The sequence below is a fragment of the Scytonema sp. NUACC21 genome, from assembly GCF_054684315.1.
This window is the reverse complement of sequence record NZ_BAAFZH010000088.1, coordinates 64,544-88,439: the sequence shown is the minus strand read 5'-3', so window position 1 is coordinate 88,439 and position 23,896 is coordinate 64,544. Positions and strand designations below refer to the sequence as shown.

General features: G+C 42.6%; 24 protein-coding genes. 10 read left to right on the top strand and 14 right to left on the bottom strand.

Going from position 1 to position 23,896, the window contains the following annotated elements; genetic code table 11:
- Positions 1-44: 44 nt before the first annotated feature.
- From ACYRY3_RS22765 to ACYRY3_RS22735, 7 genes are all read right to left on the bottom strand, one after another.
- A complete protein-coding gene (locus ACYRY3_RS22765) occupies positions 45-1,457 on the bottom strand; it encodes an HlyD family secretion protein (RefSeq protein WP_460203916.1) in 1,413 nt (470 codons plus the stop codon).
- A 58-nt stretch (positions 1,458-1,515) separates the two neighbouring features.
- Positions 1,516-3,666, bottom strand: coding sequence for a peptidase domain-containing ABC transporter (locus ACYRY3_RS22760; protein WP_460203914.1), 2,151 nt, complete (start codon positions 3,664-3,666; stop codon positions 1,516-1,518).
- Positions 3,667-3,822: 156 nt separating this feature from the next.
- Positions 3,823-4,059, bottom strand: coding sequence for a hypothetical protein (locus ACYRY3_RS22755; protein WP_460203913.1), 237 nt, complete (start codon positions 4,057-4,059; stop codon positions 3,823-3,825).
- Positions 4,060-4,193: 134 nt separating this feature from the next.
- A complete protein-coding gene (locus ACYRY3_RS22750) occupies positions 4,194-4,424 on the bottom strand; it encodes a hypothetical protein (RefSeq protein WP_460203912.1) in 231 nt (76 codons plus the stop codon).
- Between the two features lie 310 nt (positions 4,425-4,734).
- The gene (locus ACYRY3_RS22745) at positions 4,735-4,950 is read right to left on the bottom strand and encodes a hypothetical protein (protein ID WP_460203911.1); all 216 of its coding nucleotides are present in this window, start codon (positions 4,948-4,950) and stop codon (positions 4,735-4,737) included.
- Between the two features lie 65 nt (positions 4,951-5,015).
- Entirely contained in the window at positions 5,016-5,240 is a 225-nt protein-coding gene (locus ACYRY3_RS22740; RefSeq protein ID WP_460203910.1) for a hypothetical protein, read from the bottom strand.
- Between the two features lie 364 nt (positions 5,241-5,604).
- Positions 5,605-6,036 (bottom strand): hypothetical protein, encoded by a 432-nt coding sequence (locus tag ACYRY3_RS22735; RefSeq protein WP_460203909.1) that lies wholly within the window; start codon positions 6,034-6,036, stop codon positions 5,605-5,607.
- A 700-nt stretch (positions 6,037-6,736) separates the two neighbouring features.
- Between ACYRY3_RS22735 and ACYRY3_RS22730 the strand changes: the two genes are divergently transcribed.
- Positions 6,737-7,396, top strand: coding sequence for a PEP-CTERM sorting domain-containing protein (locus tag ACYRY3_RS22730; RefSeq protein WP_460203908.1), 660 nt, complete (start codon positions 6,737-6,739; stop codon positions 7,394-7,396).
- A 29-nt stretch (positions 7,397-7,425) separates the two neighbouring features.
- On the opposite strand, the gene cobU is transcribed toward ACYRY3_RS22730, so the two are convergent.
- Entirely contained in the window at positions 7,426-7,974 is a 549-nt protein-coding gene (gene cobU, locus ACYRY3_RS22725; protein WP_460203906.1) for a bifunctional adenosylcobinamide kinase/adenosylcobinamide-phosphate guanylyltransferase, read from the bottom strand.
- A 237-nt stretch (positions 7,975-8,211) separates the two neighbouring features.
- On the opposite strand from cobU, the gene ACYRY3_RS22720 reads away from it, so the two are divergent.
- The 4 genes from ACYRY3_RS22720 to ACYRY3_RS22705 all read left to right on the top strand — a co-directional run bounded on the left by ACYRY3_RS22720 (position 8,212) and on the right by ACYRY3_RS22705 (position 11,455).
- Positions 8,212-8,979, top strand: coding sequence for a hypothetical protein (locus ACYRY3_RS22720; RefSeq protein WP_460203905.1), 768 nt, complete (start codon positions 8,212-8,214; stop codon positions 8,977-8,979).
- A gap of 258 nt (positions 8,980-9,237) precedes the next feature.
- On the top strand, positions 9,238-10,176 hold the full coding sequence (locus ACYRY3_RS22715) for a glycosyltransferase family 2 protein (RefSeq protein WP_460203973.1): 939 nt from the start codon (positions 9,238-9,240) through the stop codon (positions 10,174-10,176).
- A gap of 12 nt (positions 10,177-10,188) precedes the next feature.
- Positions 10,189-11,127 (top strand): glycosyltransferase family 2 protein, encoded by a 939-nt coding sequence (locus ACYRY3_RS22710; protein WP_460203904.1) that lies wholly within the window; start codon positions 10,189-10,191, stop codon positions 11,125-11,127.
- A gap of 94 nt (positions 11,128-11,221) precedes the next feature.
- Complete coding sequence (locus ACYRY3_RS22705) at positions 11,222-11,455, top strand: hypothetical protein (RefSeq protein WP_460203972.1); 234 nt, start codon at positions 11,222-11,224, stop codon at positions 11,453-11,455.
- Positions 11,456-11,588: 133 nt separating this feature from the next.
- On the opposite strand, the gene mgtE is transcribed toward ACYRY3_RS22705, so the two are convergent.
- A complete protein-coding gene (gene mgtE, locus ACYRY3_RS22700) occupies positions 11,589-12,989 on the bottom strand; it encodes a magnesium transporter (protein ID WP_460203903.1) in 1,401 nt (466 codons plus the stop codon).
- Between the two features lie 640 nt (positions 12,990-13,629).
- Between mgtE and ACYRY3_RS22695 the strand changes: the two genes are divergently transcribed.
- Positions 13,630-14,757 (top strand): PAS domain S-box protein, encoded by a 1,128-nt coding sequence (locus ACYRY3_RS22695; RefSeq protein ID WP_460203971.1) that lies wholly within the window; start codon positions 13,630-13,632, stop codon positions 14,755-14,757.
- Positions 14,758-14,806: 49 nt separating this feature from the next.
- Here the strand turns inward: ACYRY3_RS22695 and ACYRY3_RS22690 are convergent, their stop codons facing one another.
- Positions 14,807-16,351, bottom strand: coding sequence for a mercuric reductase (locus tag ACYRY3_RS22690; RefSeq protein WP_460203902.1), 1,545 nt, complete (start codon positions 16,349-16,351; stop codon positions 14,807-14,809).
- 237 nt (positions 16,352-16,588) lie between these two features.
- Between ACYRY3_RS22690 and ttcA the strand changes: the two genes are divergently transcribed.
- The 4 genes from ttcA (at position 16,589) to ACYRY3_RS22670 (ending at position 20,056) form a co-directional block, all read left to right on the top strand.
- Positions 16,589-17,419, top strand: coding sequence for a tRNA 2-thiocytidine(32) synthetase TtcA (ttcA, locus tag ACYRY3_RS22685; protein WP_460203901.1), 831 nt, complete (start codon positions 16,589-16,591; stop codon positions 17,417-17,419).
- Between the two features lie 34 nt (positions 17,420-17,453).
- Positions 17,454-17,972: a pentapeptide repeat-containing protein gene (locus tag ACYRY3_RS22680; RefSeq protein WP_460203900.1), complete on the top strand. Its 519-nt coding sequence runs from the start codon at positions 17,454-17,456 to the stop codon at positions 17,970-17,972.
- Positions 17,973-18,012: 40 nt separating this feature from the next.
- Positions 18,013-18,738, top strand: a complete 726-nt coding sequence (gene mtnC / locus ACYRY3_RS22675; protein ID WP_460203899.1) for an acireductone synthase — start codon at positions 18,013-18,015, stop codon at positions 18,736-18,738.
- A gap of 82 nt (positions 18,739-18,820) precedes the next feature.
- Positions 18,821-20,056, top strand: coding sequence for an LL-diaminopimelate aminotransferase (locus ACYRY3_RS22670; RefSeq protein WP_460203898.1), 1,236 nt, complete (start codon positions 18,821-18,823; stop codon positions 20,054-20,056).
- A 370-nt stretch (positions 20,057-20,426) separates the two neighbouring features.
- On the opposite strand, the gene ACYRY3_RS22665 is transcribed toward ACYRY3_RS22670, so the two are convergent.
- The 4 genes from ACYRY3_RS22665 to ACYRY3_RS22650 form a co-directional block, all read right to left on the bottom strand.
- Complete coding sequence (locus tag ACYRY3_RS22665; RefSeq protein WP_460203970.1) at positions 20,427-20,879, bottom strand: orange carotenoid protein N-terminal domain-containing protein; 453 nt, start codon at positions 20,877-20,879, stop codon at positions 20,427-20,429.
- 462 nt (positions 20,880-21,341) lie between these two features.
- Positions 21,342-21,773, bottom strand: a complete 432-nt coding sequence (locus ACYRY3_RS22660; RefSeq protein WP_460203897.1) for an FKBP-type peptidyl-prolyl cis-trans isomerase — start codon at positions 21,771-21,773, stop codon at positions 21,342-21,344.
- 181 nt (positions 21,774-21,954) lie between these two features.
- Entirely contained in the window at positions 21,955-22,485 is a 531-nt protein-coding gene (locus tag ACYRY3_RS22655) for a response regulator (protein WP_460203896.1), read from the bottom strand.
- A 225-nt stretch (positions 22,486-22,710) separates the two neighbouring features.
- Complete coding sequence (locus tag ACYRY3_RS22650; protein ID WP_460203895.1) at positions 22,711-23,697, bottom strand: peptidoglycan-binding domain-containing protein; 987 nt, start codon at positions 23,695-23,697, stop codon at positions 22,711-22,713.
- Positions 23,698-23,896 lie beyond the last annotated feature (199 nt).

Sequence of the window (23,896 nt, the reverse complement as noted above, 5' to 3'; positions counted from 1 at the left end):
AATCGATTTTTTCTGACCGACCTACTTAAACCCTAACAAATTTCTCATAAATCTGTGATTAATCTTGCTTTTCTCAGCATAAATTCTAGTACAGTTTCTTCTTTAGAAATAATGTCAGCTTTAGTATCCATTCCAGCTTGTATGTGGCAAGTAAGACGAGCGTTGCCAAAAGAGCGACTTTCCGGTTTGATTGTGGCTTCAAAGTAACTCACAACAGGAGCTGTAGAACTAGGTATGGGAGAAGATGTGCTGTTATTCTGAGGTTTTATGGCGTCTGGTGAAACAGCGGTGACAACACCTTTGAGAGTACCGTAATCTGGATAGGGACAAGCATCAACACGCAATTGCACGTTTTGACCGACTTCAACATTTTGGATATCAGCAGCAGGAACCATTGCTTTAATGACTAAAGGCGCATTATGAGGCACAATTTCAGCAACAGGTTCTGATGGTCGTACAACTTGACCGGAATTTCGCAGATTCAGCTTCAGAATAATACCGTCACTGGTAGCGCGAATTAGGGTACTCTGAAGTTGAAGATGATTTTTTTCAAGTTCTTTTTTAGCTTGTTGAATTTGGTTTTTCATTTCAATTCGCTTCTGAATTAAAGCATTTTTTTCACGAAGAAAAGCAGCAATTGTTGATTTTCCTTTGGCTGTTTCTTGGGAAATTTTTTGTTTGGCTATTGCCAGCATTGCTATAGAGGGATTGATAGCTGCTTTAGCAGATTCTAGATTAGCTTGGGCAATGTCAATCGCTTTTTCTTCGGAATTGACCACTGATTTTGCTTGCTCAACAGCTAATTGTCTTTGCTCAAATTCCCGCTGACTAATTGCTCCAATTTCTGCAAGCTGTTGGTAGCGCTCGCGATCCAAAAGGGCAAAATCTAAATCTGCCTTAGCTTTTTGTAAATTTGCTTTTGTTTTTTGCAAGTTGGCTCGTGCTGCTTGTAATTCACTTTGAGTTTTAATTTGCTGTTCTTGATAGTCTCTTTGATGGCGTGTTAAATCAGATTTAGCAGAAGCGATCGTCCATTCTATGACTTTCTTTTCCGCCTCAATTTGATTGTTTAGATCTGTAATTTGGGCATCAATTTGAGTAATTTGTAAATTTCCTTCTTGGAGATTATCGTGTAGTTGACCATTTTTAATGTGCAGTTCTAAATCATCAAGACGAGCAATAACATCGCCTTGTTTGACAATCTGATTTTCTTTAGCAAAAATATCTTTAATAGTGCCATCTATTTCCGGTTGGACTAAACGGATATCACCTGCAGGACGAACTGTAGCTGCAGCCTTCACAGTGACATTGTATTTAACATAAGAGGAGAGAGCAACCGCTGCACCCACAGTTCCCATGAGAGATATTCCAGCTAAAGAGGTCCAATGACTGACAGGAGGAAGAAACTCGTCGCAATAAGTACCGGGAAGAAGTTTTTGCGTGTGGGTATAAAGCATAACTCGCACCTAATTATTAATGGCTAATTGTGTTTTTGACTCTACAATTAGCTGTTAGCTAAGGAATTAAAAAGTCTAAGTGTTCTCCTGGAATGGAGCGTAACTCTTCTAAAGAACCCTGGATTTTCAATTTTCCCTGCTCCAAGACAACAACCCAATTGGCTCTATTAATAACCTTAGGTCTGTGGGTAATTAAAATTGTGGTTTTTCCACGGCGATGTTGTAGCAGTCTATCCAAAACTTGCGATTCACTGACTGGGTCGAGACCAGAGGTAGATTCATCCAAAATGAGAACTGCTGGGTCAGTAACAATCGCCCTTGCTATGGCAAGTCTTTGGCGCTGACCACCAGAAATATTTGCTCCAAATTCTCCTAAAATAGTTTGATACTTATCAGGAAGTTTGCTAATAAAATCATCAGCATTACTCATTTGACAAGCTTTCACTATTTGCTCAAAAGTCACATAGGGCGCTCCCATACGAAAGTTTTCAATAATAGAACGACTCCAAAAGTGAGCTTCTTGTGGCACAAGAACTACCTGCTGTCGCAGACAATCAAGAGCAAGGTCATTGAGGTTGTAAATTCCAATACGAATATTCCCAGATTGGAGTTGATATAACCCCGCAATTAATTTTGCTAAAGTGCTCTTTCCACATCCAGATTTGCCTATGAGAGCAATCACCTGACCTCCGGGAATAGTTAAAGAAAAGTCTTCTAATAACTCAACCCGACCAGCATAGTGAAAATTAACATTGGTACAAACAATGTCAGCATCGCTCACAATTTTGGCAAAAGGTTTTCTGCCATCACCTTCATTTTCTGGTGTAGCATCGATAACTTCTGTTAAGCGTTGAATTGCAGTCTTGGCATGAGTAAATTCGTCTACAAAAGTGATAACAGTGCCAATGAATCCTAGAAAATTGTGATTCATGGAATTAAAGGCAAGCAGTTGCCCTATACTTAAATGTTCAATTGGGTTAATGACCAAATTGCCACCAAACCAAAGCAAAAAAATGCTACCAGTTGCAGAAACAAAGCCCGAAAAGGTATTGTTGATAATACCGATTTGAATTGTACGTAACGTCAGGTTAGAAAGACGACCAAAACGACTTTGAAATTCATCCCAAAACTGTGGGGCTGCTGTCGTGGTTTTTAGGGTGAGCGCTCCTTTAAAAGTTTCCACCAAAACGCCTTGGTTTTCTGCTTCTGTAATTAAAACATCGCGAGTTTTTTGCTGTAAAGTGGGTTGGAAGATAACTGTAGATAATGTCATTACGCAAGCAATGAATAAAGCCACTACCGTTAGCTTCCAACTGTAGAAAACCATAAAGCCTAAAGAAACCAGCGCAATAAAAAATTGGCTGGGCAAACTGACGACAACTTGAGCAACTAGTTGATTAATTTGGTTTATGTCTCGCAGGCGGCTGACAATTTCTCCACTGCGACGAGCTTCATAGTAAGAAAGAGGTAAACGCAAAATTTGCCGTCCAAATTCCAGAACTAGTCCCAATTGCAGTCGTTGTGCAAAGTGAGCAATTAGGTTAGATTGTACCCAAGAAAGACTGCTGCCAATCAAGTTCATCACTACCACTGCGATCGCAACAGTTGTCAGTAACTTTGTATCACCCCTAACCAAGACATCATCAGTCAAGATTTGCAGTAGGAATGGTGAAGCTAAGGACAGTACCCCTAAAATCAGGTTTAAAGGTAAAGCCTGCGCCAGAATAGTCCTATATATCCAAATCCGCTTTAAGAAACGCCAAAAACCTCCAACCTTATCATTTTGTTGGTCAAAAAAACGTATTGGATCGGGCTCTAGTAAAAGCATTAACCAATCTGTCCAACCCTCTGCTAAATCCTGTCTGGAAAGATAGCGGATGCCTACAGCAGGATCGGAAACGACACATTTTTTACCTTCTTTGCCGTGTAAAACGACCCAGTGGTTCCCCTTCCAATGAATAATGGCGGGTAGGGATGCTTCATTCAGTCGATTTAAAAGTTCTGGGGACGTTTTGACTGGGCGAGCATTAAAACCTAGTGTCTCCGCTCCCCGTTTTAACCCTAGTAAAGTTGTTCCAAGTTGTCCGGTTCCTACTGCTTCACGAACACGATTCAGGGTAAAAGTACGTCCATAATGTTTGGCGATCGCAGCAAGACAAGCTGCACCACAATCTTCTTCGCTATGCTGTAAAACGTGAGTGTATTTCATAACATACCCAGTATGCTTGTTATTATTTCCCTGTTACTCCATCAGGGCTGAGGCAAACTTAAGGCTATTTTGTGTATTTCACGTGTTGCAGTTCTGCCAAACCACCAATTTATCGTGGGCTTTGCCTAAGCTCTATCCATCAAAAAGCGATCGCGATTACCACCACAGGAAGCGTTTTTTTCTTCGAGACTTTGGCCGTTTAGAGACAAATGATTGCTCCCAAGCAAACTGAATTTCTTCTGAAGTAAGCCCAGGGTTGCCAAATAAAAGACCAGCCCCTAATATAAACAGATAAGTATTAACATCGAAACTAGCCCGAGAACGTCCTCCACTGACGGCAGCAGATTCTTCAGAACTTAGTTCTGTGAAAAGTGGGCTTTTTTCTTCTTCCATCGCTTGCTAATTATAAATGAGTTTAACGATGAACTACCTGACAACCGAGGGACACGAGTTAAAAGAGCGATCTGCTCGGGCTTAAATAAAAAGTTGTCTCACTCTTGTTGTTGATTTATCACCCATGATTTTGGCTAATAGGGCCAGGGACCTATATGCAGTTGAGAATTTAAAATTTCAACAGTCTGGGTAGGTTCTGATAATTCCACAAATGTAAACTTCCCTGTCCCAAAATTGGGGTTCTTAACAGCTAAATTACGTCGGATACCATCAATGGGTATTGCAGATGAGTCTCCACCACGAACAACAGCAGATTCTTCAGTTGTTACTGCTGTAAAAAGTGGACGTTTTTCAATTGTTACCATTTTTCCCTCCTCGAGCTGCGTTATTAACATTTAAAAATTTTTTCCGGTCATTAATCTAAATACTGGAACATCTTTAGATGCCCCAGTATTTAGCAAACTCATATAGCACCTCTACATGACTTGTCAACATTTGAATTAAGCCCAGGTATAGGACTTAAGCCAGTTTTATACTATCCAACTCCTCCTACAAAGGAGCTTTTTTCGACTCAGATAAAAGTGCTATATTTACGCAATAATCTCTAGGGTAATTTCGGAAAATCCTAATAATGCTCCTAAAAGTACGTTCAAAAAAGTACTTTGGAAAAGACCACTATAAGGCTAAACCAGAATCAGGATAAATTGAATTTTCCCAGCCATACTGGATTTCCGTTGGTGTCAAACCAGGGTTACCAAATAGAGTACCAGCTCCTAAATAGAAAATGTAATCATCAAGGTGAAATGAAAGATCGGTCTGACCTCCGCTAACGGTAGCAGAGTCTTCAGCAGAAACTTCAGTGAACAACTTTTTCTTTTCGATAACTTGCATAATTTTCTCCTGAATTGATAATTCCTTCAAGATGTCGGTGAACGCAAACACCCTGGAAAATTTGACTACAAGCCTATACCCACAGTCATTGAACCTCCATAAATTGAATTTTCCCAGCCATGCTGAATTTCGTCAGATGTTAGACCAGGATTACCAAAGAGAGTGCCAGCTCCTAAATAGAAAATATAATCATCGAGGTGAAATGAGAGATCGGTCTGACCACCGCTAACGGTAGCAGAGTCTTCAGCAGAAACTTCAGCAAATAGTTGTTTCTTTTCGGTAACTAGCATGGTTTTTCTCCTCAAGTAACATTAAGTGAAATTAACCGTAAGCAAAAATTTGATTGTTTCTTTATAGCCACTCAACTTTTTGCTTACATTTATAAAATATCAAGCAGTAACTAAGTAATCATTTACATTTCCTGCAAACTTAATTACCTAGTTAAGAAAAAAATTTGTAGAATTGGGAAGCAATCTATTTCCTAAAAATACATATAAGTAGAAACCCAGTTTCCAAACCAAGAAACTGGGTTTCTGACAACAAGCATCTTACATTTAATTTGGTTGCTCTACTTGATTGTGCAACCTTACTTACCATCTGCCAAACGTCAAGAAGATTGTGGAAATTTTTGACCAAGTTATACAAATTAACCAATTACTGCCTTGCTGAGGATAGACCCCTCAAAAGCCGATCGCGAATCATCTTCAATTGCTCCTGGGTATCAATTGGGCATCGGGGCGGTGGCAATTCTGAATTAGGCCAGTTGGTTAAATCAAAGCAGGGGCAAGCCAACGGAGGCATACCAACATTTTTAACAGGTATTGGCATATTGCAACGAGCACAGGGAGAGACGTCCCAAGCTTGTGTCAGTAACTCCGCTATTGTTTCATGAGTCCCCTCCAGATAACAGTCACCTGCATCTGGCGAGGTAATTCTTTGCCAACATTTTTCAAACTCATCACTGTAACGGTCATCTTTAATGACCTCTTGCGGCTGCAAGGTTGCAGCACCGTTGTCTATGACAACTCTCTTGCCTAACTGAAACCAGTAGGCTAAGTATCGTTTAACGTCTTCTTTTGATGCCATAGTACAATTTTACAGTTTGTATCGGGTTTTTTTAATTGAGAATCTTGAATAAACAATTAAGAATAGTTGTAAATTATTAGAGATTATTCATAAATCAAAAGCATCAGCCCTAGGTAAGTAGATAGGTAAAAATAAAGTTAACGGGTTTTGGTCGTCCTTTGTCATTTGTCATTAGTGAGTCCAGGGAAAGCAGGTAGTGAGTGAACGTGCTGCAGGCAGTAAGCCCAGTCCGTTCCCTTGTGTCTGGCACCTTTGTGCCATAGGAAGGTTAGCCCGATCCTGGCGACTGGCGTATAGTCCAAAAGGCATAGTCTACGGCAAGAGCCCAAAGGCCATAGCCTATGGCTGACGCCACGGCTAGCGCCTATCGGCAACGCGTATAGCCCCTCTTCTGTCACTCTCCGAGAGGGCAATCTCTAGAAGCTTTATCAGTCAATCAATAGAAGCTATCCTATTACAAAAACTTGGTTGTTGTATTTGTTATTAGCAAAAAATCTTGCGATTGCTTCGTGTACAAAAGCTCTAGGTTCTAGTATAAAATCTATTAATGAAGGGATTATGTTCTTTAACTATTGCAATTTTGATAGAATCTACAATTTTTGGCAGTTTTTGATTTCTTTATCAGAAATTCGGCTCTTAGTGGCGTGCCACCCGATTACACTCACTTGCGGTAATTTGTCCATTGGAGGCTATTGAATTAATGAAAAGCTTTTTCCCTCTAGCTGCAGCGCAGGTAGCAACTAGTTTGGTACTCTGTACGACTTCCATCATTGCTTTTACCAATCTGGCTCAAGCTGCTGATTTAACATTTTACTGGAAGGGTGATGCTGGTTATTCGGCTTCTGGGTCGTTCAGCTACGATGAAACCACCGCCCCAGCTATAATTTCCGAAAGTGGTGCGGGATCTACAAAAGTCTTGGAATCACTATCTGTTTCTTTTTTCAATCCATCAAAGGAGCTAATTGGAACTAACAACGAGGTTGTTAATGGTGTATCAAGCAATCAGTTTTTTGAGTTTAACTTTGACACGACTACAGGCAATTTCTTTGGGGCTTTTGATGTAGGCACTGGTACTGGCATAGGTGATTTTTTTCTCAGCAATGTTGAGGCTCCTGGCCGTATCTTCATCTCTCCAGGAGCAACCTATTATCTTTATCAAAATACTACAGCAGACTATAGTCAATTACTCGATTCGAGCACCAATCGGGTTAAAGCATCTGCGATTCCTGAACCGACAACTGTTTTGGGAATCCTGGTAGTTGGTATGTTGGGTGTAACACTCAGCAGCAACGGAGTGGCATTCTTCTCAAGGAAGCTAAAGAAAATTCAGAAGGCTGTGCTGACAGCGTTATACCTTTAGCATAATTTTTGAAGACTGGGCTGGGGGCTCTAGCGTTGCTTATTAGGTAACGGAGAACCAACTAAAGTTAGATTGAGAACATAACCCCCAGTGACCAAGTAAACAGTATCGGAAATTGCTCCTAACTGACGTACTAAAGAACCCAACCGATCGCGAAATATTCTGCCCGCAGAATAAGCAGGTACCACACCCCAGCCTGTTTCCTCTGCAACAAAAATCATATCAGCCGCAACAAGCTGCACGGTTTCTAAAAACTCTTCAACGGTATTTTGCCAGTTCCACTCATCCCGGTCTAAAAGATTAGCAACCCAAGTTCCCAAAGAATCTACCAAAAGGCAGGTATCTGGCTTGGTTTGAGCAAGTGCGACAGACAATTCATCAGGAACTTCCAACGTGACCCAATCTTGGGGACGGCGTTGTTGGTGCTGTTGAATGCGTTGCTCCCACTCTCGATCGTCTGCACCAACAGTTGCCGTTGCAATGTAGACAACTGCTTTCTGGGACTGCGCTGCCAGAGTTTCTGCCCATTCACTCTTACCAGAACGTGCAGGTCCGGTTACTAAAATAACTTTACTCAAAACGATTTACCGCGTATCTTTTACTTTTAAGGTTGTACTGTTTAAAAAGCTATCAGCTATTTTCCAAAATTTTTCATTTCAAGACTGGTATTTTGTTGCCCAGATCACTTTAAATAGAAAGATTGGGCTTATCTGAAGGTTGAAGTGTGAAGTATGAAGTGTAAAATCATTATCCTTTTTGCTTGATTCTTCATCCTTATACCCTTGATACTTTACCCTTATCAAAGAGATCTTTATATGAAAGCAGGAGTAAAACGCATAGAGGCAACTCTACACGATCTGGGAACTCGCAGCACTGCTTCCACCGAACCAGATAGTACAACAAAGAACTCTCTATCGTTTCGGATTAGCGTTGGGACATCAGAGTCATCTTCTGGAAAAGAAAAACCATCTCAAAGTGAGGTAACCACACAACAGGAGCAGAATGTACCTCCCCAAGATAATTGCGTACAGACTTTTCCAGCACAAGAGAACGGTTGCAAAGCGCCAAGTCTACCAAAGTTAAAAACTCCTAGCTTTACAAGCCATCGGAATGCAGCTAATCCGGCATTGGCTATGAATATATTGCAAGACATCGAAGAAATAGTTGCTTCTTGGCAAAGAGAATTACAAAAAATTGTTAAGCAAATTCAAGATATTTATTTAGCAGGACCCATTGTCAATGGTTGGTTGGAGTCCCACGATCGCGAACCGGATGCAGGAGGAACTGCAACACTGCGTCATGCAGAAGTCGATCGACTGATGGATTATGTGGAAGAAATTTGTACGGATAAGAAAGTTGCCTGTCAATCGCCCCGCACAGGATATCGTCTGTGTGGATTGGATGCTTCTGGTCAAGTGTGGTCGCGTCCATGCCCAACAGAACAGGTTGCAAGTGTTAGTATGGCGATCGCACGTTACCAAAAGTTGCGCCAACTCTTAGGACGCAAGCAATATTTAGAAACCCGTCTTGCTCAACTGGCAGAAACTCTTGTGATTTTGCACGGTCACATCCAAGGACAATAACACAAAAGTTGAGGCTTTCCGGTTCTTCCCCCGGAAAGAACTCAAAAGTTTAATTAACGTTTGCAAACACCGTTTTTCCAAGCAAATACCAGAAAAATTAAGGATTATCTCGATTTCTCCGAAAAAACTCGGTTGGTGAGTTGGAAATCTTTGGTATAGATTAGCTCCAGAGCAGGCTAAAACAGTAATCAGTAAACAGTTACCAGTCATGACTGATAACTGACAACTGATACTGATAACTGATAACTGATGACTGATATGCCACAAATGCCAATCTCTGCCGTTATTTGTACTCATAACCGAGACCTGTATTTAGGGGCTGCCATAGATAGTCTTTTGGCACAAGATTTTGCTGGAGACTTTGAAGTGGTAGTTGTGGACAATGGATCGAGCGATCGCACCCGTGAAGTTGTAGAACAACGAAGCCACGATCCCCGACTCAAATATGTTTTTGAGCCAGTTCTTGGACTTTCTGTCGCTCGTAACACTGGAGCTAAAATTGCTAGTGGGGAAATTTTGGCATACCTGGACGATGATGCAGAAGCAAGCCCGCGCTGGCTGCAAGTTTTGTGGTCGGCGTATCAAGACAATCCCAAATTAGCAATTGCTGGTGGCAAAGTCACCCTATTGTGGCCCAAAGGTCATTATGCCCCACCTTGGCTGTCAACGGGATTAGCCGCTAACTTAGGAGCATACGATTTAGGCGATAACATAGTTTACATCAGCGATCCGGGATCGACCCCTAGAGGCTTGAATTACTCCATACGTCGTAGTTTCCTAGAAGAAATAGGGGGTTTTGATACTAATCTCGGTCGAATTGGTACAAAGTTACTATCGCATGAAGAATTGCAAATGACTGAACTTGCTCTTGAAAGAGGAATGCAAGTTGCTTACATTCCAGACGCACTTGTGGCTCATAACGTTGCTCCAGAGAGGCTTCAGCGCTCATGGTTCCTTAACAGAGGCTGGTGGCAAGGTATCAGTGATTGCTATCGGGAAGAACTAATTGGTAAAGCTGGTATGGGTCAATTGCTGCGTGGCAGCGAGCGCTTTCTGCGTGGTCTGTATAAATCATTACAGTATTTTTCCGACCCGGCAGAACGCTTTGATAAACTTGTATATGCCTATGGTCAAATTGGTTATTTAAACGCTGCTATCAAGGGTCTTCTATCCACATCCAAAAAAGATCACAAGTAACAATTATTTATTATGTACTCAAAAATACCAGTAAGCGTACTCATTCCAGCAAAAAACGAACAAGCCAACTTGCCAGCCTGTCTGGAAAGCGTCCAAAGAGCAGATGAGGTTTTTGTTGTTGATTCCCAGAGTAGCGACAAAAGCGTTGAAATAGCCCAAAGCTACGGCGCAAATGTTGTGCAATTCTATTTTAATGGACGCTGGCCGAAAAAGAAAAATTGGTCCATAGAGAACCTCTCTTTCCGCAACGAATGGGTTCTCATTGTCGATTGTGACGAACGTATTACCCCCGAATTGTGGGATGAAATTGCCCAAGCAATTCAAAATCCTGAATACAACGGTTATTACCTCAACCGCCGCGTCTTTTTCTTAGGTACGTGGATTCGTCACGGTGGTAAATATCCTGACTGGAATTTACGGTTGTTTAAGCACGAGAAAGGTCGCTACGAAAACCTCAATACTGAGGATATCCCCAATACAGGTGATAACGAAGTTCACGAACACGTTATTTTGAATGGCAAAGTTGGGTATCTGAAAAATGACATGTTACACGAGGATTTCCGCGACCTCTACCATTGGATAGAAAGACACAACCGTTACTCTAACTGGGAAGCCCGTGTTTACCACAATCTGCTTACAGGCAAAGACGACAACGGTACTATTGGCGCAAGTCTCTTTGGAGATGCGGTACAACGCAAGCGTTTCTTAAAAAAACTTTGGGTGCGATTGCCATTTAAACCGTTTTTGCGATTTGTTTTGTTCTACATCATTCAACGCGGTTTTTTAGATGGCAAAGCCGGATACATCTACGGACGCCTTTTAAGCCAATATGAATATCAAATTGGTGTTAAACTCTACGAATTACGCCAACACAACGGTCGCTTAAATAATGCATCCCAACCTGTTCCACAATCACCATCCCCGACCAAACAAATTACAGTAACACAGTAAAGTCAAAAATCGTAGAGATGTGCCATGTCGCGTCTCTACAAATGACCAATGACTAATGACCAATGACCAATGACTAATGACTCACCTTTTGTAGATTTACGCAAATACGACCAGTGCAAGAGCAAATGCCAAGCAGGGAATTGAAACTGCTGCTCATCAATGCGGCTATGGAGATGACCTTAACACCTTTGCGCGAGAATTGCGACAAGCGTGTGAAGAAATGAATTTACAAGTTAAGGAACTCTCAGATTTGATTACTGACAGAGACATGATATTGACTATAGGTACTGGTGAAGTCGTTGCCCCAGATACGCCATCAGAACTTTAAGCGTGGTTAGTGGTGAGTCCAGCCCTTTAGGCGGGTTTTCCACCGTAGGGGGACTGGCGAACCCGGAGGGTTAATGGTTAGTGGTAGTCTGCTTTGACAAACTGCTAACTCACAACCACTAACTACAATATTTTCATATTTTCAAAATAACCCGAGCCAAATTAAAGTAAATCAAAACACCTAAAACATCGACTGCTGTGGTGATAAATGGTGCTGACATCAATGCCGGATCTAAACGGAGTAGGCGGAATAAAAATGGCAATGCAGAACCGGAAATAGAAGCCAAAATCGAAATGGCTATGAGGCTTGTTCCTACTGCAATAGCTACCTCTAAATTCTGTTCTAGCACAAAAGCCCAAATGGTAGCGATGATGCCTAACATTCCCCCAAGCAAAGCACCAGCCAGCCCTTCCCGCCCAACGACTTGCAATGGACCAAGGGAACGAATTTCTTCGGTATTCATCCCGCGAATGACCACAGTAGATGATTGGGCACCGACATTACCACCCGTACCAGTAAGCAAGGGAATAAATGCTGCCAAAACCACCACTTGTGATAAAATATCCTCTTGGGATTTAATGATAGTCCCCGTCACCGTATTGGTAACAAGTAAAACCAGCAACCACACAACCCGTTTGCGGGCAATTTTGAGTAAACTTGACTGAAAGTAATTGTCACCTTCAGATTGCACTCCACCACCTAAGGCATATATATCCTTTGTAGTCTCTTCTTGCAGGATATCAATCACATCATCTACAGTGATAATACCAACTAAACGCTGTTCTCGATCCACTACAGGCACAGCTAAAAAGTCGTATCTTTGTATCAATCTGGCAACTTCTTCCTGGTTTGTATCAGTGTAGACAAAAACCGCCTCACGTGTCATAACCTCACCAATCTGTTGCTGTGGTTGGGCTGTGACTAACTCTCGTAGAGACAAAATTCCTGTTAAGCGCCTTGCCCCATCAGTCACATAGAGGTAATAAATCATCTCACTTGCATTAGCCAAGCGGCGAATTCGCTCTAGGGTTTCAGTTACCGTGAAATTCTCTTTAAGAGAGATTAATTCTGGGGTCATGATGCGCCCAGCTGTTCCTGGTTCATAACCGAGTAGTTGAGCTGTTGCTTGCCGTTCTTGCAAACTCAGCTGTTCTAGCAAACGATTGACAACTTTTGCTGGTAGTTCATCAAATAACCTAGCGCGATCGTCTGGTGACATTTTATCGACAATATGAAGAACTTCCTGACTCTTTAATTCCTCTAGCAGTCGTTCTTGAACGCTGTAGTCCAGATACTCATAAACTTCAATAGCCTCGTGTTTGGAAAGCAAACGGAATGCCAAAGCGTGCATTGTTTCTGGCAACCCTTCTATTGCTTCGGCAATATCCACAGGCTGTACGGGGACTAGAATAGATTTTGCTCCCTGCAAGTCTCCTGCTTGTAGTAACATTTGCAGTTGCACTCTAACTAAATCTCGTAGTTCCCTGCGTGACATATTTTGAAGAGTAGAATTTATAACGTTTTGCGATTGCATAGAATATATTGAAAGTGGTACTTTGAGAGTGTACTTTACCTAAATACAATGAGGTAGAGTTAGCCTTTTCTTCATCCCCAAAAAGAATTGATATTGAAAACAGCAACTGGTTTTCGTCAATTACCAACTGACATTAATATATAGAAAAAGTTAGTTTTGATACAGAATTCCTTAAGAATTAGGTGAAATAGACAAAACCGCTCCCGAATCTTAGTGGGCACCACTCCTCAACTGCAAAAATTTCTCACCAAAGATAGAAGCAATGTAGCATATATATCTATTACCATTATCAATTGGGAAGTCAAGCGGTCAGATTTTTTGTATAATTAGGCACGTAATTATAACCAGTTAACTGAAGGATAAAGTATGAAGGATGAAGTATGAAGTAGATCCCATCAACAAATTGAGGAGGCAGTTCGTTGGCTTGTTTCCCAAAGATTAAAGCAACTGCCGTGGGTAAGTATCCATCTATCAACTTATTTTTTATCCTTTATCCTTCATCCTTTATCCTTTTTTGTTGTTTGCCTTTAGCCTTTTCTTCAGATAAATTGCTTAAGTTTTGCAGGCTTTGTAATGGGATAGGGATTTTCTAGTGAATATAGACTTAGAGACAGACACATTCACGCAACGCGCCCAAGGAATGCACAGGCGGCTAACAAACTTGTATGAAAGTATTAGCAGCACTACACCTGTAGCACCAAACCTTGTGCCAAAAGCACTTGTTGAACTGGGTAATGCTTCTGAAATGGTGAAGCTTGCTACGGAAGAAATATACCAGCAAAATGAAGAACTGATAAAAACACGAAATTTACTTGAGGCAGAACAGCAACGTTATCAGGATTTATTTGAATTTGCACCAGACGCCTATTTAGTAACCGATATGACTGGCATCATTCAAGAAGTCAACCATGCAGCTAGTCATTTGTTTAACGTTCCACAACAGTATTTACTGGGCAAACCAATAATTAACTACGTGGCATTGCAAGAACGTCAAAATTTTCGCAACTACTTGTTTCAATTAAGCAAATGTGACAAAGTCACAGAGTTGGTACTATCTTGGCAAAAACGCAATGGAGAGTTTTTTGAGGCTGCAATTTCGGTGGGAGTTGTTTGTAATGAAAAGAGGAACCCAATAGCTTTGCGTTGGCTAATACGGGATATCACAAAACGCAAGTTGACGGAGTTAACTTTTTCTGAGGAGAAATTTGACCTCAGTCAAGGACGTTCTATATATAAGTATTGTAAGGGAGAAACTATCCCTCTTCACCCAGGAACAATTTTGTGCGTTCAACAGGGTTTGGTTAAGCTGAGTACGTTGTGTGAGACAGGTGAAGAAGTTCTCGTTGGGTTAGCAACACAAGGAATGGTTTTTAGTTCGAGCCTAACTTCACTGCATACCTATCAAGCAACAGCCTTATCTAATGTGGAGTTAGTATCAATTAATTTGACAGAAATCACTGCTTCACCAACTATTTGTCAACATATATTACCAAAAATTAATCAACGATTACAACAAACCGAAGCTTTTTTAGCCATTGCAAGTAGACGACGGGTACAAGACCGATTTCACGATTTGTTACAACTATTAAAAAAAGAAATTGGTCAACCAGTTGCTGAAGGAATTCGCTTGAATACCCGTTTTACTCATGAAGATTTTGCCAGTGCTTGCTGTACTACTAGGGTAACAATTACTAGAATCTTAGGTAAGTTACAAAAGCAAGGTGATATCCTTTTGGATTCCAAACATCACATCATTATCAAATGCTAAGTGCAACACACAAATGTAGAGTAGAGACGCGCCATGACGCGTCTCTAGGTTAAGAAAACTTTTTCACCCAAGCTAATAATCCTTTGGTAGTTGGTGTAAGGGCGGTAGAGAGATAATAAGCATCTGCTGCTTTCTTAATCGCTTCAGCTTGAGTTGGATAAGGATAAATGACCTGATTTAATTTACTCAAACCTATCTTGTTAACAATTGCCATCGTTATTTGTGAAATCATCTCACCTGCATGACGAGCAACAATAGTCGCCCCTAGAATCGTATCGGACTCTTTAGGAAGAAGAATTTTGACAAATCCTTCTTCCTCACTGTCAGTGAGTGCTCGATCTACATTAGTCAAAGGAATTTTAATTGTCGCAACATCAATACCCCTTTCCTGCGCCTCATGTTCGTACATCCCTACATGGGCAATTTCAGGATCTGTGTAGGTAACCCAAGGCATCACTAGGTTGCTCAGTTTTTGACGCCCCAATCCAAATGGGGAAAACAGCGCATTTCGGATGACTATTCGCGCAGCTGCATCAGCAGCATGAGTAAATTTCCAGTTCATGCAGATATCGCCAGCTGCATAAATTCTGGGATTTGTGGTTTGAAGATAATCGTTCACCTTAACACCTTGGCGGGGATCGTACTCTACCCCAATGGCATCTAAGTTCAGCCCTTCTACATTTGGAACCCGTCCCGTACCTACTAGTATCTCATCTACTGAAATAACATCCTGCTTACCATTACGACTGAAGTAAAGGGTTTTGCCCTCAATAGTCTTTTCTACTTCCTCTATTTTTCCCCCCAACACTAAGCGAATTCCTTCTCTAAGAAAAACCTTGTGCATAATATCAGACGCATCAGTATCTTCTTTATTCAGGATGTGAGTTCCTTGGTGGAAGAGGGTGACTTCGCAACCAAACCGTCGAAAAGCTTGTGCTAATTCACAACCAACTGGACCACCACCAATCACCGCTAGACGTTGAGGCTTTTGGATGAGGGAAAAAACCGTTTCGCTTGTGAGATATCCTGCCTCTTTAATTCCTGAAATTGGGGGTTGTGCGGCTCTAGCTCCTGTTGCGATCGCTGCTTTTCTGAAGCGGAGAGTCTTATCGCCAACTTCCACAGTATCATCGCTTGCAAACCGAGCACTACCTAAAAAGACATCCACCCCCATTTTTTGAAAGCGTTCCGCTGAGTCATGATGGCTAATGTTAGCTCTTATACGCCGCATCCTTTCCATGACAGCCGGAAAATCTACGTCAACGTATTTTGGTGCATTAATGCCAAACTGTTTGGCATTCCACATTTCGCTAACTACGCGAGAAGAACGGATGATGGACTTGGATGGTACGCAGCCAAAATTCAGACAATCCCCTCCCATAAGGTGTTTTTCAATAAGAGCAACTTTTAAACCCACATTTAAAAGTGCTGCACCTCCTGCTATCACTAATCCCGCTGTACCGGCACCAATGACTACTAAATCGTAACAATCGGCAGGTTGAGGATTGACCCAAGTTGGTGGATGGACGTAGGATACCAATGTCTGGTTGTATTCATCCATCGGACGAAGTGAAATTGGGGGTAATTCTGACATTGGCGATCGCTCCTTGATTCAAAAATGCAAAGTTAACTTTTTGAGTGTCGCTTTTGCAGGGGCAAAATTAAGAATGCTACCTTTTAGAGATACCAATTTTTTGTCTGTAAGAAAATGGCTCACTCATGAGTAGTTCATACTAAGATATGTCACGAATATGAGAAGCTGCTGAACGGCGTTCTAAATTTTTACCTGAGATTGTTGTAGGAGCATTGTTCAAGATTAAGGGGATATCGCATGGAAGTAACGGAGGTTCTTACCTCGAAAGCGTTGAGAAAACTAGAAGGGCATTTGCGTGGTTTGGTAGGACAAGCCATTCACAATTACAACATGATTGAGGATGGCGATCGCGTTATGGTATGCGTATCTGGAGGTAAAGATTCATATACTTTGCTTGACCTACTGCTCGCCCTTCAGCGCAAAGCCCCAGTGAAATTTGATATTCTTGCCGTGAACTTAGACCAGAAGCAGCCTGGGTTTCCAGAACACGTACTGCCAGAGTATTTAAAATCTCTGGGAGTGCCCTACAGAATCATAGAAGAAGATACATATAGTATTGTAAAACGTGTTATTCCCGAAGGGAAGACCATGTGCGGTTTGTGTTCGCGCCTGCGCCGTGGCATTCTCTATCGAGTTGCTAGCTCTGAAGGTGCTACGAAAATTGCCCTTGGGCACCATCGAGACGATATTGTGGAAACCCTGTTTCTCAATATGTTCCATACTGGAAAACTCAAAGCTATGCCACCCAAGCTGTTGAGTGACGACAGAAAACACGTAGTCATCCGACCATTAGCCTACTGTTCCGAGAGCGACATTGAGCAATACGCCAACCTCAGAAAATTCCCGATTATTCCCTGCAGTCTTTGTGGTTCACAAGAGAACCTGCAACGGGCACAAATAAAACAGATGTTGCAAGCTTGGGAAAAAACCTACCCAGGGAGGACTGAAAGTTTGTTTCGCAGCCTTCAGAATGTTTGCCCATCCCATCTCGCCGATCCCCAGTTGTTTGACTTTGCTAGCTTAAGTACTGAGCAAATTGCTCATTCAGGTCATGCTGAACAGCAGTAGGATGTGAATTGGTTACAAGTTCTAAAAACTCTCAATGAAGCGCAAGGTAAAGACTTGGTTAAAATCTGTTTTCGGCGTTCTGCTTGTTCTTTTGCTAACAGGATGCTGGTTTTGTGTGAATACTCCCGTTGTTCTGGCACAGGAAAATACCGTCAACTACACTCTTGCTGACTTACGATATCAAGACTTTTCCTACAAAAATTTAGAAGGAACCTCCTTGGCGGGTGCTAATATGCAGGAGGCAAACTTCCAAGGGGCAAATCTTACAGGAACGATTCTGACTAAGAGCTCGTTCCTCAAAGCCAACTTGAGTGGAGCAAATCTTAGGCAAACGTTTGCCGACCGCGTCATCTTTGCTGAAGCCGATTTAACGAATGCCATTTTCACCGATGCCATTCTCACAAGCAGTCGCTTCTACGATGCAAAGATTACGGGAGCGGATTTTTCCGATGCCATTCTCGATACTTACGAGGTGAAGTTGATGTGCGAGCGTGCTGATGGGGTGAATCCCGTTACAGGGGTGGCAACTCGCGATAGTTTGGGGTGCCGTTAATGTGTTATTGCGTTAACTACGAATCACTAATTACTCAGTCATGATTGTACCCCATTCCCATACCGCAGACGTTATCCTCCTAGATATTGAAGGGACAACTACCCCAGTTGATTATGTCTTCGGGGTGTTATTTCCGTTTGTTCGCGATCGCGTTGCTGATTTTCTCACAGCCCACCACCAGGATAGCGAGGTTCAAACTGACCTGCAATGGTTGAGACAAGAGTATGAAAAAGACTTGGCGCAGGGTTTGCCAGTACCCAATTGGCACTCTGGAGTTACGGCTGCAGTTCCTTATATCGATTATCTGATTTCCATTGACCGTAAATCTACAGGGTTGAAATCGTTACAAGGTAAAATTTGGAATCAAGGGTATCGGAATGGGACGCTGCGATCGCAAATCTTTGCAGACGTTAAACCTGCCTTTCAACGCTGGACAAATGCTGGCAAACAACTGTTTATCTTCTCCTCTGGAAGTGTTCAAGCACAACAACTTCTGTTTCGCTACAGTGAAGAGGGAGACCTCACGAGTTTTATCACCGGTTACTTTGACACTCAAACTGGGAATAAACGGGAAGCCGAGAGCTATCGTAAAATAGCCAATGCCATTGGATGTGTGCCGGAAAAAATTCTTTTTATCTCTGATGTCACGGCTGAATTGAAAGCAGCTCGAACTGCTAGGATGCAAACGCTCTTTTCCATCCGCCCAGGAAATCACTCATTTGAGGCTGAAGGGTTTACAGCAATTCAGAGTTTTGATAGCGTTTGAGGATTTGCCGCAACTCATTCATCAAATAACACATGGCAATTAGCAGTAAGCTGTTTATTTGTGGCGTTTTTCACGATCTACTATGGCAACTATTAACGATAATTACCTCAAGCTGAAAGCAGGTTACTTGTTCCCTGAAATTGCGCGACGGGTGAATGCCTTTGCAGAAGCAAATCCTGATGCCAAGATTATTCGGTTGGGGATTGGTGATGTTACAGAACCTTTGCCGGAAGCTTGCCGCACAGCTATGATTAAAGCCGTTGAAGAAATGGGCGATCGCTCTACCTTCAAAGGTTACGGCCCAGAGCAAGGTTATGCTTGGTTGCGGGAGAAAATAGCTGCCCGTGATTTTCAAGCACGGGGGTGCGAAGTTCAGGCTGACGAAATTTTTATCTCTGACGGTTCCAAATGTGATAATGGCAACATTCTCGATATCTTTGGCGATAACAACGTTATTGCAGTAACCGACCCCGTTTATCCTGTATATGTTGACACTAATGTCATGGCGGGTCATACTGGGCCTGCCAACGATAAAGGGGAGTTCGAGGGCTTAGTTTATCTGCCCGTTACTGCTGAAAACAACTTCACCGCAACAATTCCCTCACAAAAAGTCGATTTAATTTACCTTTGCTTCCCCAACAACCCTACAGGAGCAACCGCTACTAAGGAACACCTGAAGGCATGGGTGGATTATGCCAAAGCCAATGGTTCCATCATTTTCTTCGATGCAGCCTACGAAGCCTATATTACAGATCCAGAACTGCCCCACTCCATTTATGAGATTGAAGGAGCAAGAGACTGTGCGATCGAGTTTCGTTCTTTCTCCAAGAATGCAGGCTTTACCGGAACCCGTTGTGCGCTAACTGTTGTGCCAAAAACACTCACGGCAAAAGCAGGCGATGGTTCCGACGTAGAACTGTGGAAACTCTGGAATCGCCGCCAGTCCACCAAATTCAATGGAGTATCTTACATCGTACAACGTGGAGCAGAGGCAGTTTACTCAGAAGAAGGTCAAGCACAAATCAAGCAACTCGTAAGCTTCTACCTGGAAAATGCCAGAATTATTCGCGAAAAACTGACAGCAGCCGGATTGGCAGTTTACGGGGGTGTCAATGCGCCTTACGTTTGGGTAAGAACTCCCAATGGTTTGTCCAGTTGGGATTTCTTCGACAAACTGCTGCACACCTGTAACGTTGTCGGTACACCCGGTTCTGGTTTTGGTGCTGCAGGTGAAGGTTACTTCCGTATTTCCGCTTTCAACAGCCGGGAAAACGTTGAGGAAGCAATGAAGCGCATTACCGAGAAGTTTAAGGTGTAGGAATAACCGTTCTTCAGTATTAACTCTGATACATAAACGACCCCACCCGCCCTATCGGGCACCCTCCCCTTACTAAGGGGAGGGTTGGGGAGGGGTATTATCCGTGTGTTGCGTTCTTTTTTCAATTTAGTATTAGTGCCGTAGGGTGGGCACTGCCCACCACCCCTTAATTGAAAAGTTTCGTAGGGTGGGCACTGCCAGCCCTACGAAAAAATAAGCTACGAAAAAATAAGCTTTTTAGCCTATTATTTTCGCTTGGGAAATGGTGGTGCAAGATGTGAGTCAATAAACTTGAAAAGCCCAGTTTTTCTATAAAACCGGGCTCTTTTTATTATTTGTTAGTTATTGGCTCAAGGCATTGCGCCGCTACCTAAGCACCCATCTCGAATACAGCGCTACGGGTAAAATCAATGCGCTGTTCAAAATCCAAGCCTTTGATATTGTTCGCAAACTCTTGTGTTTGAGAGGGTAGTTGATAGTCGGAGGGCACTTGAATGACGGTACCATCTTCCATAGCTCTTCCGAGTCTGAGCCACAAATCCAATTTACCGCTGGAGCTTAAAGCTTTGTAGGCATGGCTGATATCGCTATTTGCACCACTAACGATATCGCGCTGTGCTTGAAGCTGCTGTTCTTTAGGCAGTGCGCGGATTGTATCGTATACAGCTGCTGCGGTATCTTGTGCGGAAGTCTGGTTTGCTGGTGTCAGTTGGTCTTTGATATCTAGGTAGCCAAACCAAAGAAGGGCGAGTTGAGTATCTGCATCAAAGCTGCGGAACTGTTGTACAAGCTGCTTTGTTTTTGCATCAGAAGTAAAAGTCATAATAATCTCCAATTGCTCAAATGCACGATCGCTTTTCAGTGTTTTCAAGGTGATTTACTATCACCTGCTTTACAATATTTAATAAATCCACCACGAGAGATTAACCCTGCCGCAGACAGAAAAAGCGATAATGGCGATCGCTGCTCAAGACAGATGCAGATAATACATTCCGAAGTAAAAAAATTTTCACATAGTGTTGGGTTTTGTTCTTCAACTGAATCTACGTATATTTTCGGAAATTTGAGGCAAAATTTGGTAAAGTTGGGTTTCGTGCCTCAACCCAACCTACGTGTGTTCTTACAAATAACAAATGACTAATGACTAATGTTATTTTTTTGTAAATTTTGGGAATTATAAATATGACCTTAGCAGAATCTCTGTTTGGGGTGCATCTGCTTTTTATATTTAGGTTAGCATGGCATCTAAATTCTAGATGCCTTTGCCCGGTAAGAAATAAAACTTTTAAGCGGCGATGTCTACAAGCTGGATATCGAAGACTAGGTCTTTTCCTGCTAATGGATGATTGGCATCTAAGGTCACATTTTCGCTTGAGACATCAGTGACTGTAACAGGTATGAATTGTCCGGGGGCTTGCTGAATTTGCAACTGCTGACCAACTTCGACCTCAAAGTCTGGGGGTAACTGGTTGCGCTCAACGTTGAGTACTAATTCTGGTTGATGTGGACCGTAAGCTTGATCTGAAGGAATTTCTGCGGTTTTTGTTTCGCCAACACTCATACCCAGAACTGCTTGTTCAAATCCAAGAATGATTTCTCCTTCACCGATTGTGAACTGCAAAGGGCTACCGTCTGTAGAGGCATCAAATACTGTGCCGTCGGATAGTTTACCCTCGTAGTGAACCATTACGGTATCACCATGTTTCGCCTGTGTCATTAGTATTCTCCTGACATTTTTTTATTGAGCAAGCATCGAAAGAGCGGTCAGATACCATCTTAGCGACCGATGGCTGATTTGACACAATTCTCAATGACGTTACAATTTTGGGATCAAATTTCGATGTAGCAATAGCAATTTTGGAATTTTGTATAGAAAATAACAGTCTTAGGAACAATCATTATGCATTCTCACAATTAGCTGGCTTCATAATGTGAGCGATCGCTTTCACCAAGATTTCCGGATCGACGGGTTTGGGAATATGCAACTGAAATCCTGCTGCTAATGCCTGCTGCTCATTGATTTCTCCTGCATAGGCAGTGAGGGCGATTGCGGGAATTTGCCCTCCTTGTTCTGGTGGCATAGCCCGCACATGGCGCAGCATGGTATAACCATCCATGTGAGGCATACCGATATCGGCAATCAAAATATCAGATTTAGCTTGATGGAGCATTTGCAGCGCATCTTCTGCAGAGGACACGGAAATCACACTGGCACCTGCTTGTTCCAGAATAAAGGTAATTAACTCCAAATTGTCTGTGTCGTCATCCACGGTCAGAACCTGAATCCCCTGCAAAGTGAGTGCGTCTTGCATAAATGCCACCTCCTGGGTTGTTGAAATCGGAGTCGGCACAAAAGGCAGCGTGACGGTAAAAGTTGCTCCCTTTCCTTCTCCTGAGCTTTCAGCTTTGCAATCAGTTGGACTTGTCACTTTGTGTTACGCTCGATGGTTTCGAGAGCTACTGCTGTATTACTAGCATCAAGATTACCGCTTCACAACAATGGTGTCCAACCTAAATTGGATTCGTTCGTATCCGCAGTTTCTGAGACACAACAGCGAAAAATGACTATTTGAATTTGGGGACTGCGCCGAAACATTTCCCATCGACTACCCCGCGTCCCCATGCTCGTCTTATTCAACCAAACCCGATATTGCTTAACGTTCCCGTCGCCGATTGAGAATTTCCCAAGTGGCTCCTCCTACAACACCATCTGCTTCTAAGCCATAACGTTTCTGTAAAGATATAACTGCAGCCGTTGTTGCTGAACCAAAGTCTCCATCAACAGCCCCTGCGTCTAAATAACCAAGTCTTTGCAGTCGTCGTTGTAACTGGGCAACTTCAGAACCACGCATTCCCGGACGTAAAATCGGCAATCCATCTGAAGTATACTGAAGAGATGCGATTTGCTGAGTTCTAGCGGACGAGCCAGAACGGGCTGATTGTTGGTTTCGAGTCGTTTGGCGAGAATTAGATGACTGAGAACTCGTGCTCTGTCGGCTTCGAGTCGCTTGTCGGGAAGAAGTAGATGAACCAGACCGAGTAGATGATGTTAGTCTTGAAGAGGGTTTGTCTGACGTACTTGTTGCAACTCTTGTTGTGGGTCTTGGTTCGGGCTTTGCAGTAACCGATCTGCTGGTAGTGGCGGTTACAGGTCTTGGCTCTGGTTTTAAATTCTCAGCTCTGTTATTCGTATTAGTGGTAGTCGTCGTAGTTGTTCTTTGCTCGGTGCTGGGAATGACAACTGTATTATTCCTTGAAGTTTGAGATGGAATGGGGAAGCTTTCAGAGTTAGAAGAAGAGACAGAAGACGATGCAACCGATTCACTGGGGAAAAGTCTTTGCCATGTGGTAGCATTAACAACACCATCTGGCTTTAAACCGGCGGCTTGCTGGAATTGAGAAACAGCGATCGCAGTACTTTCGCTATAAACCCCATCTACTGTACCTGTATAGAAGCCCAAAAGTTTGAGCGCTGCTTGCAGTTCTGAAACTGGTTCTCCCTGGCTGCCTACTTTAAGATTAGGGCGGTTCACTCCTACTCTAGGAGATGCTTGTGCAACGGTTTGTGTTGGTGCTGCAACTGATAGCGTAGGAGAAAAACCAAGGAGTACAGGTACAGAAATACACATTAATACTTCCATACTCAATCGGGATTTCGATCTTTGCTTGTGCTGGATTCTACAACCATTTACCAGAAGATAAGGGAATCTTAAGCCGTTTAAAAGACTTGTCTTGATGCTGCTTTTCATGAAAATTGCCCCTGGGAAATCTCATGTTTATATACTTATCTATATATTGGTGTAGAATGCAACTTAGAAACCAGTCTGATACAATCCCTCT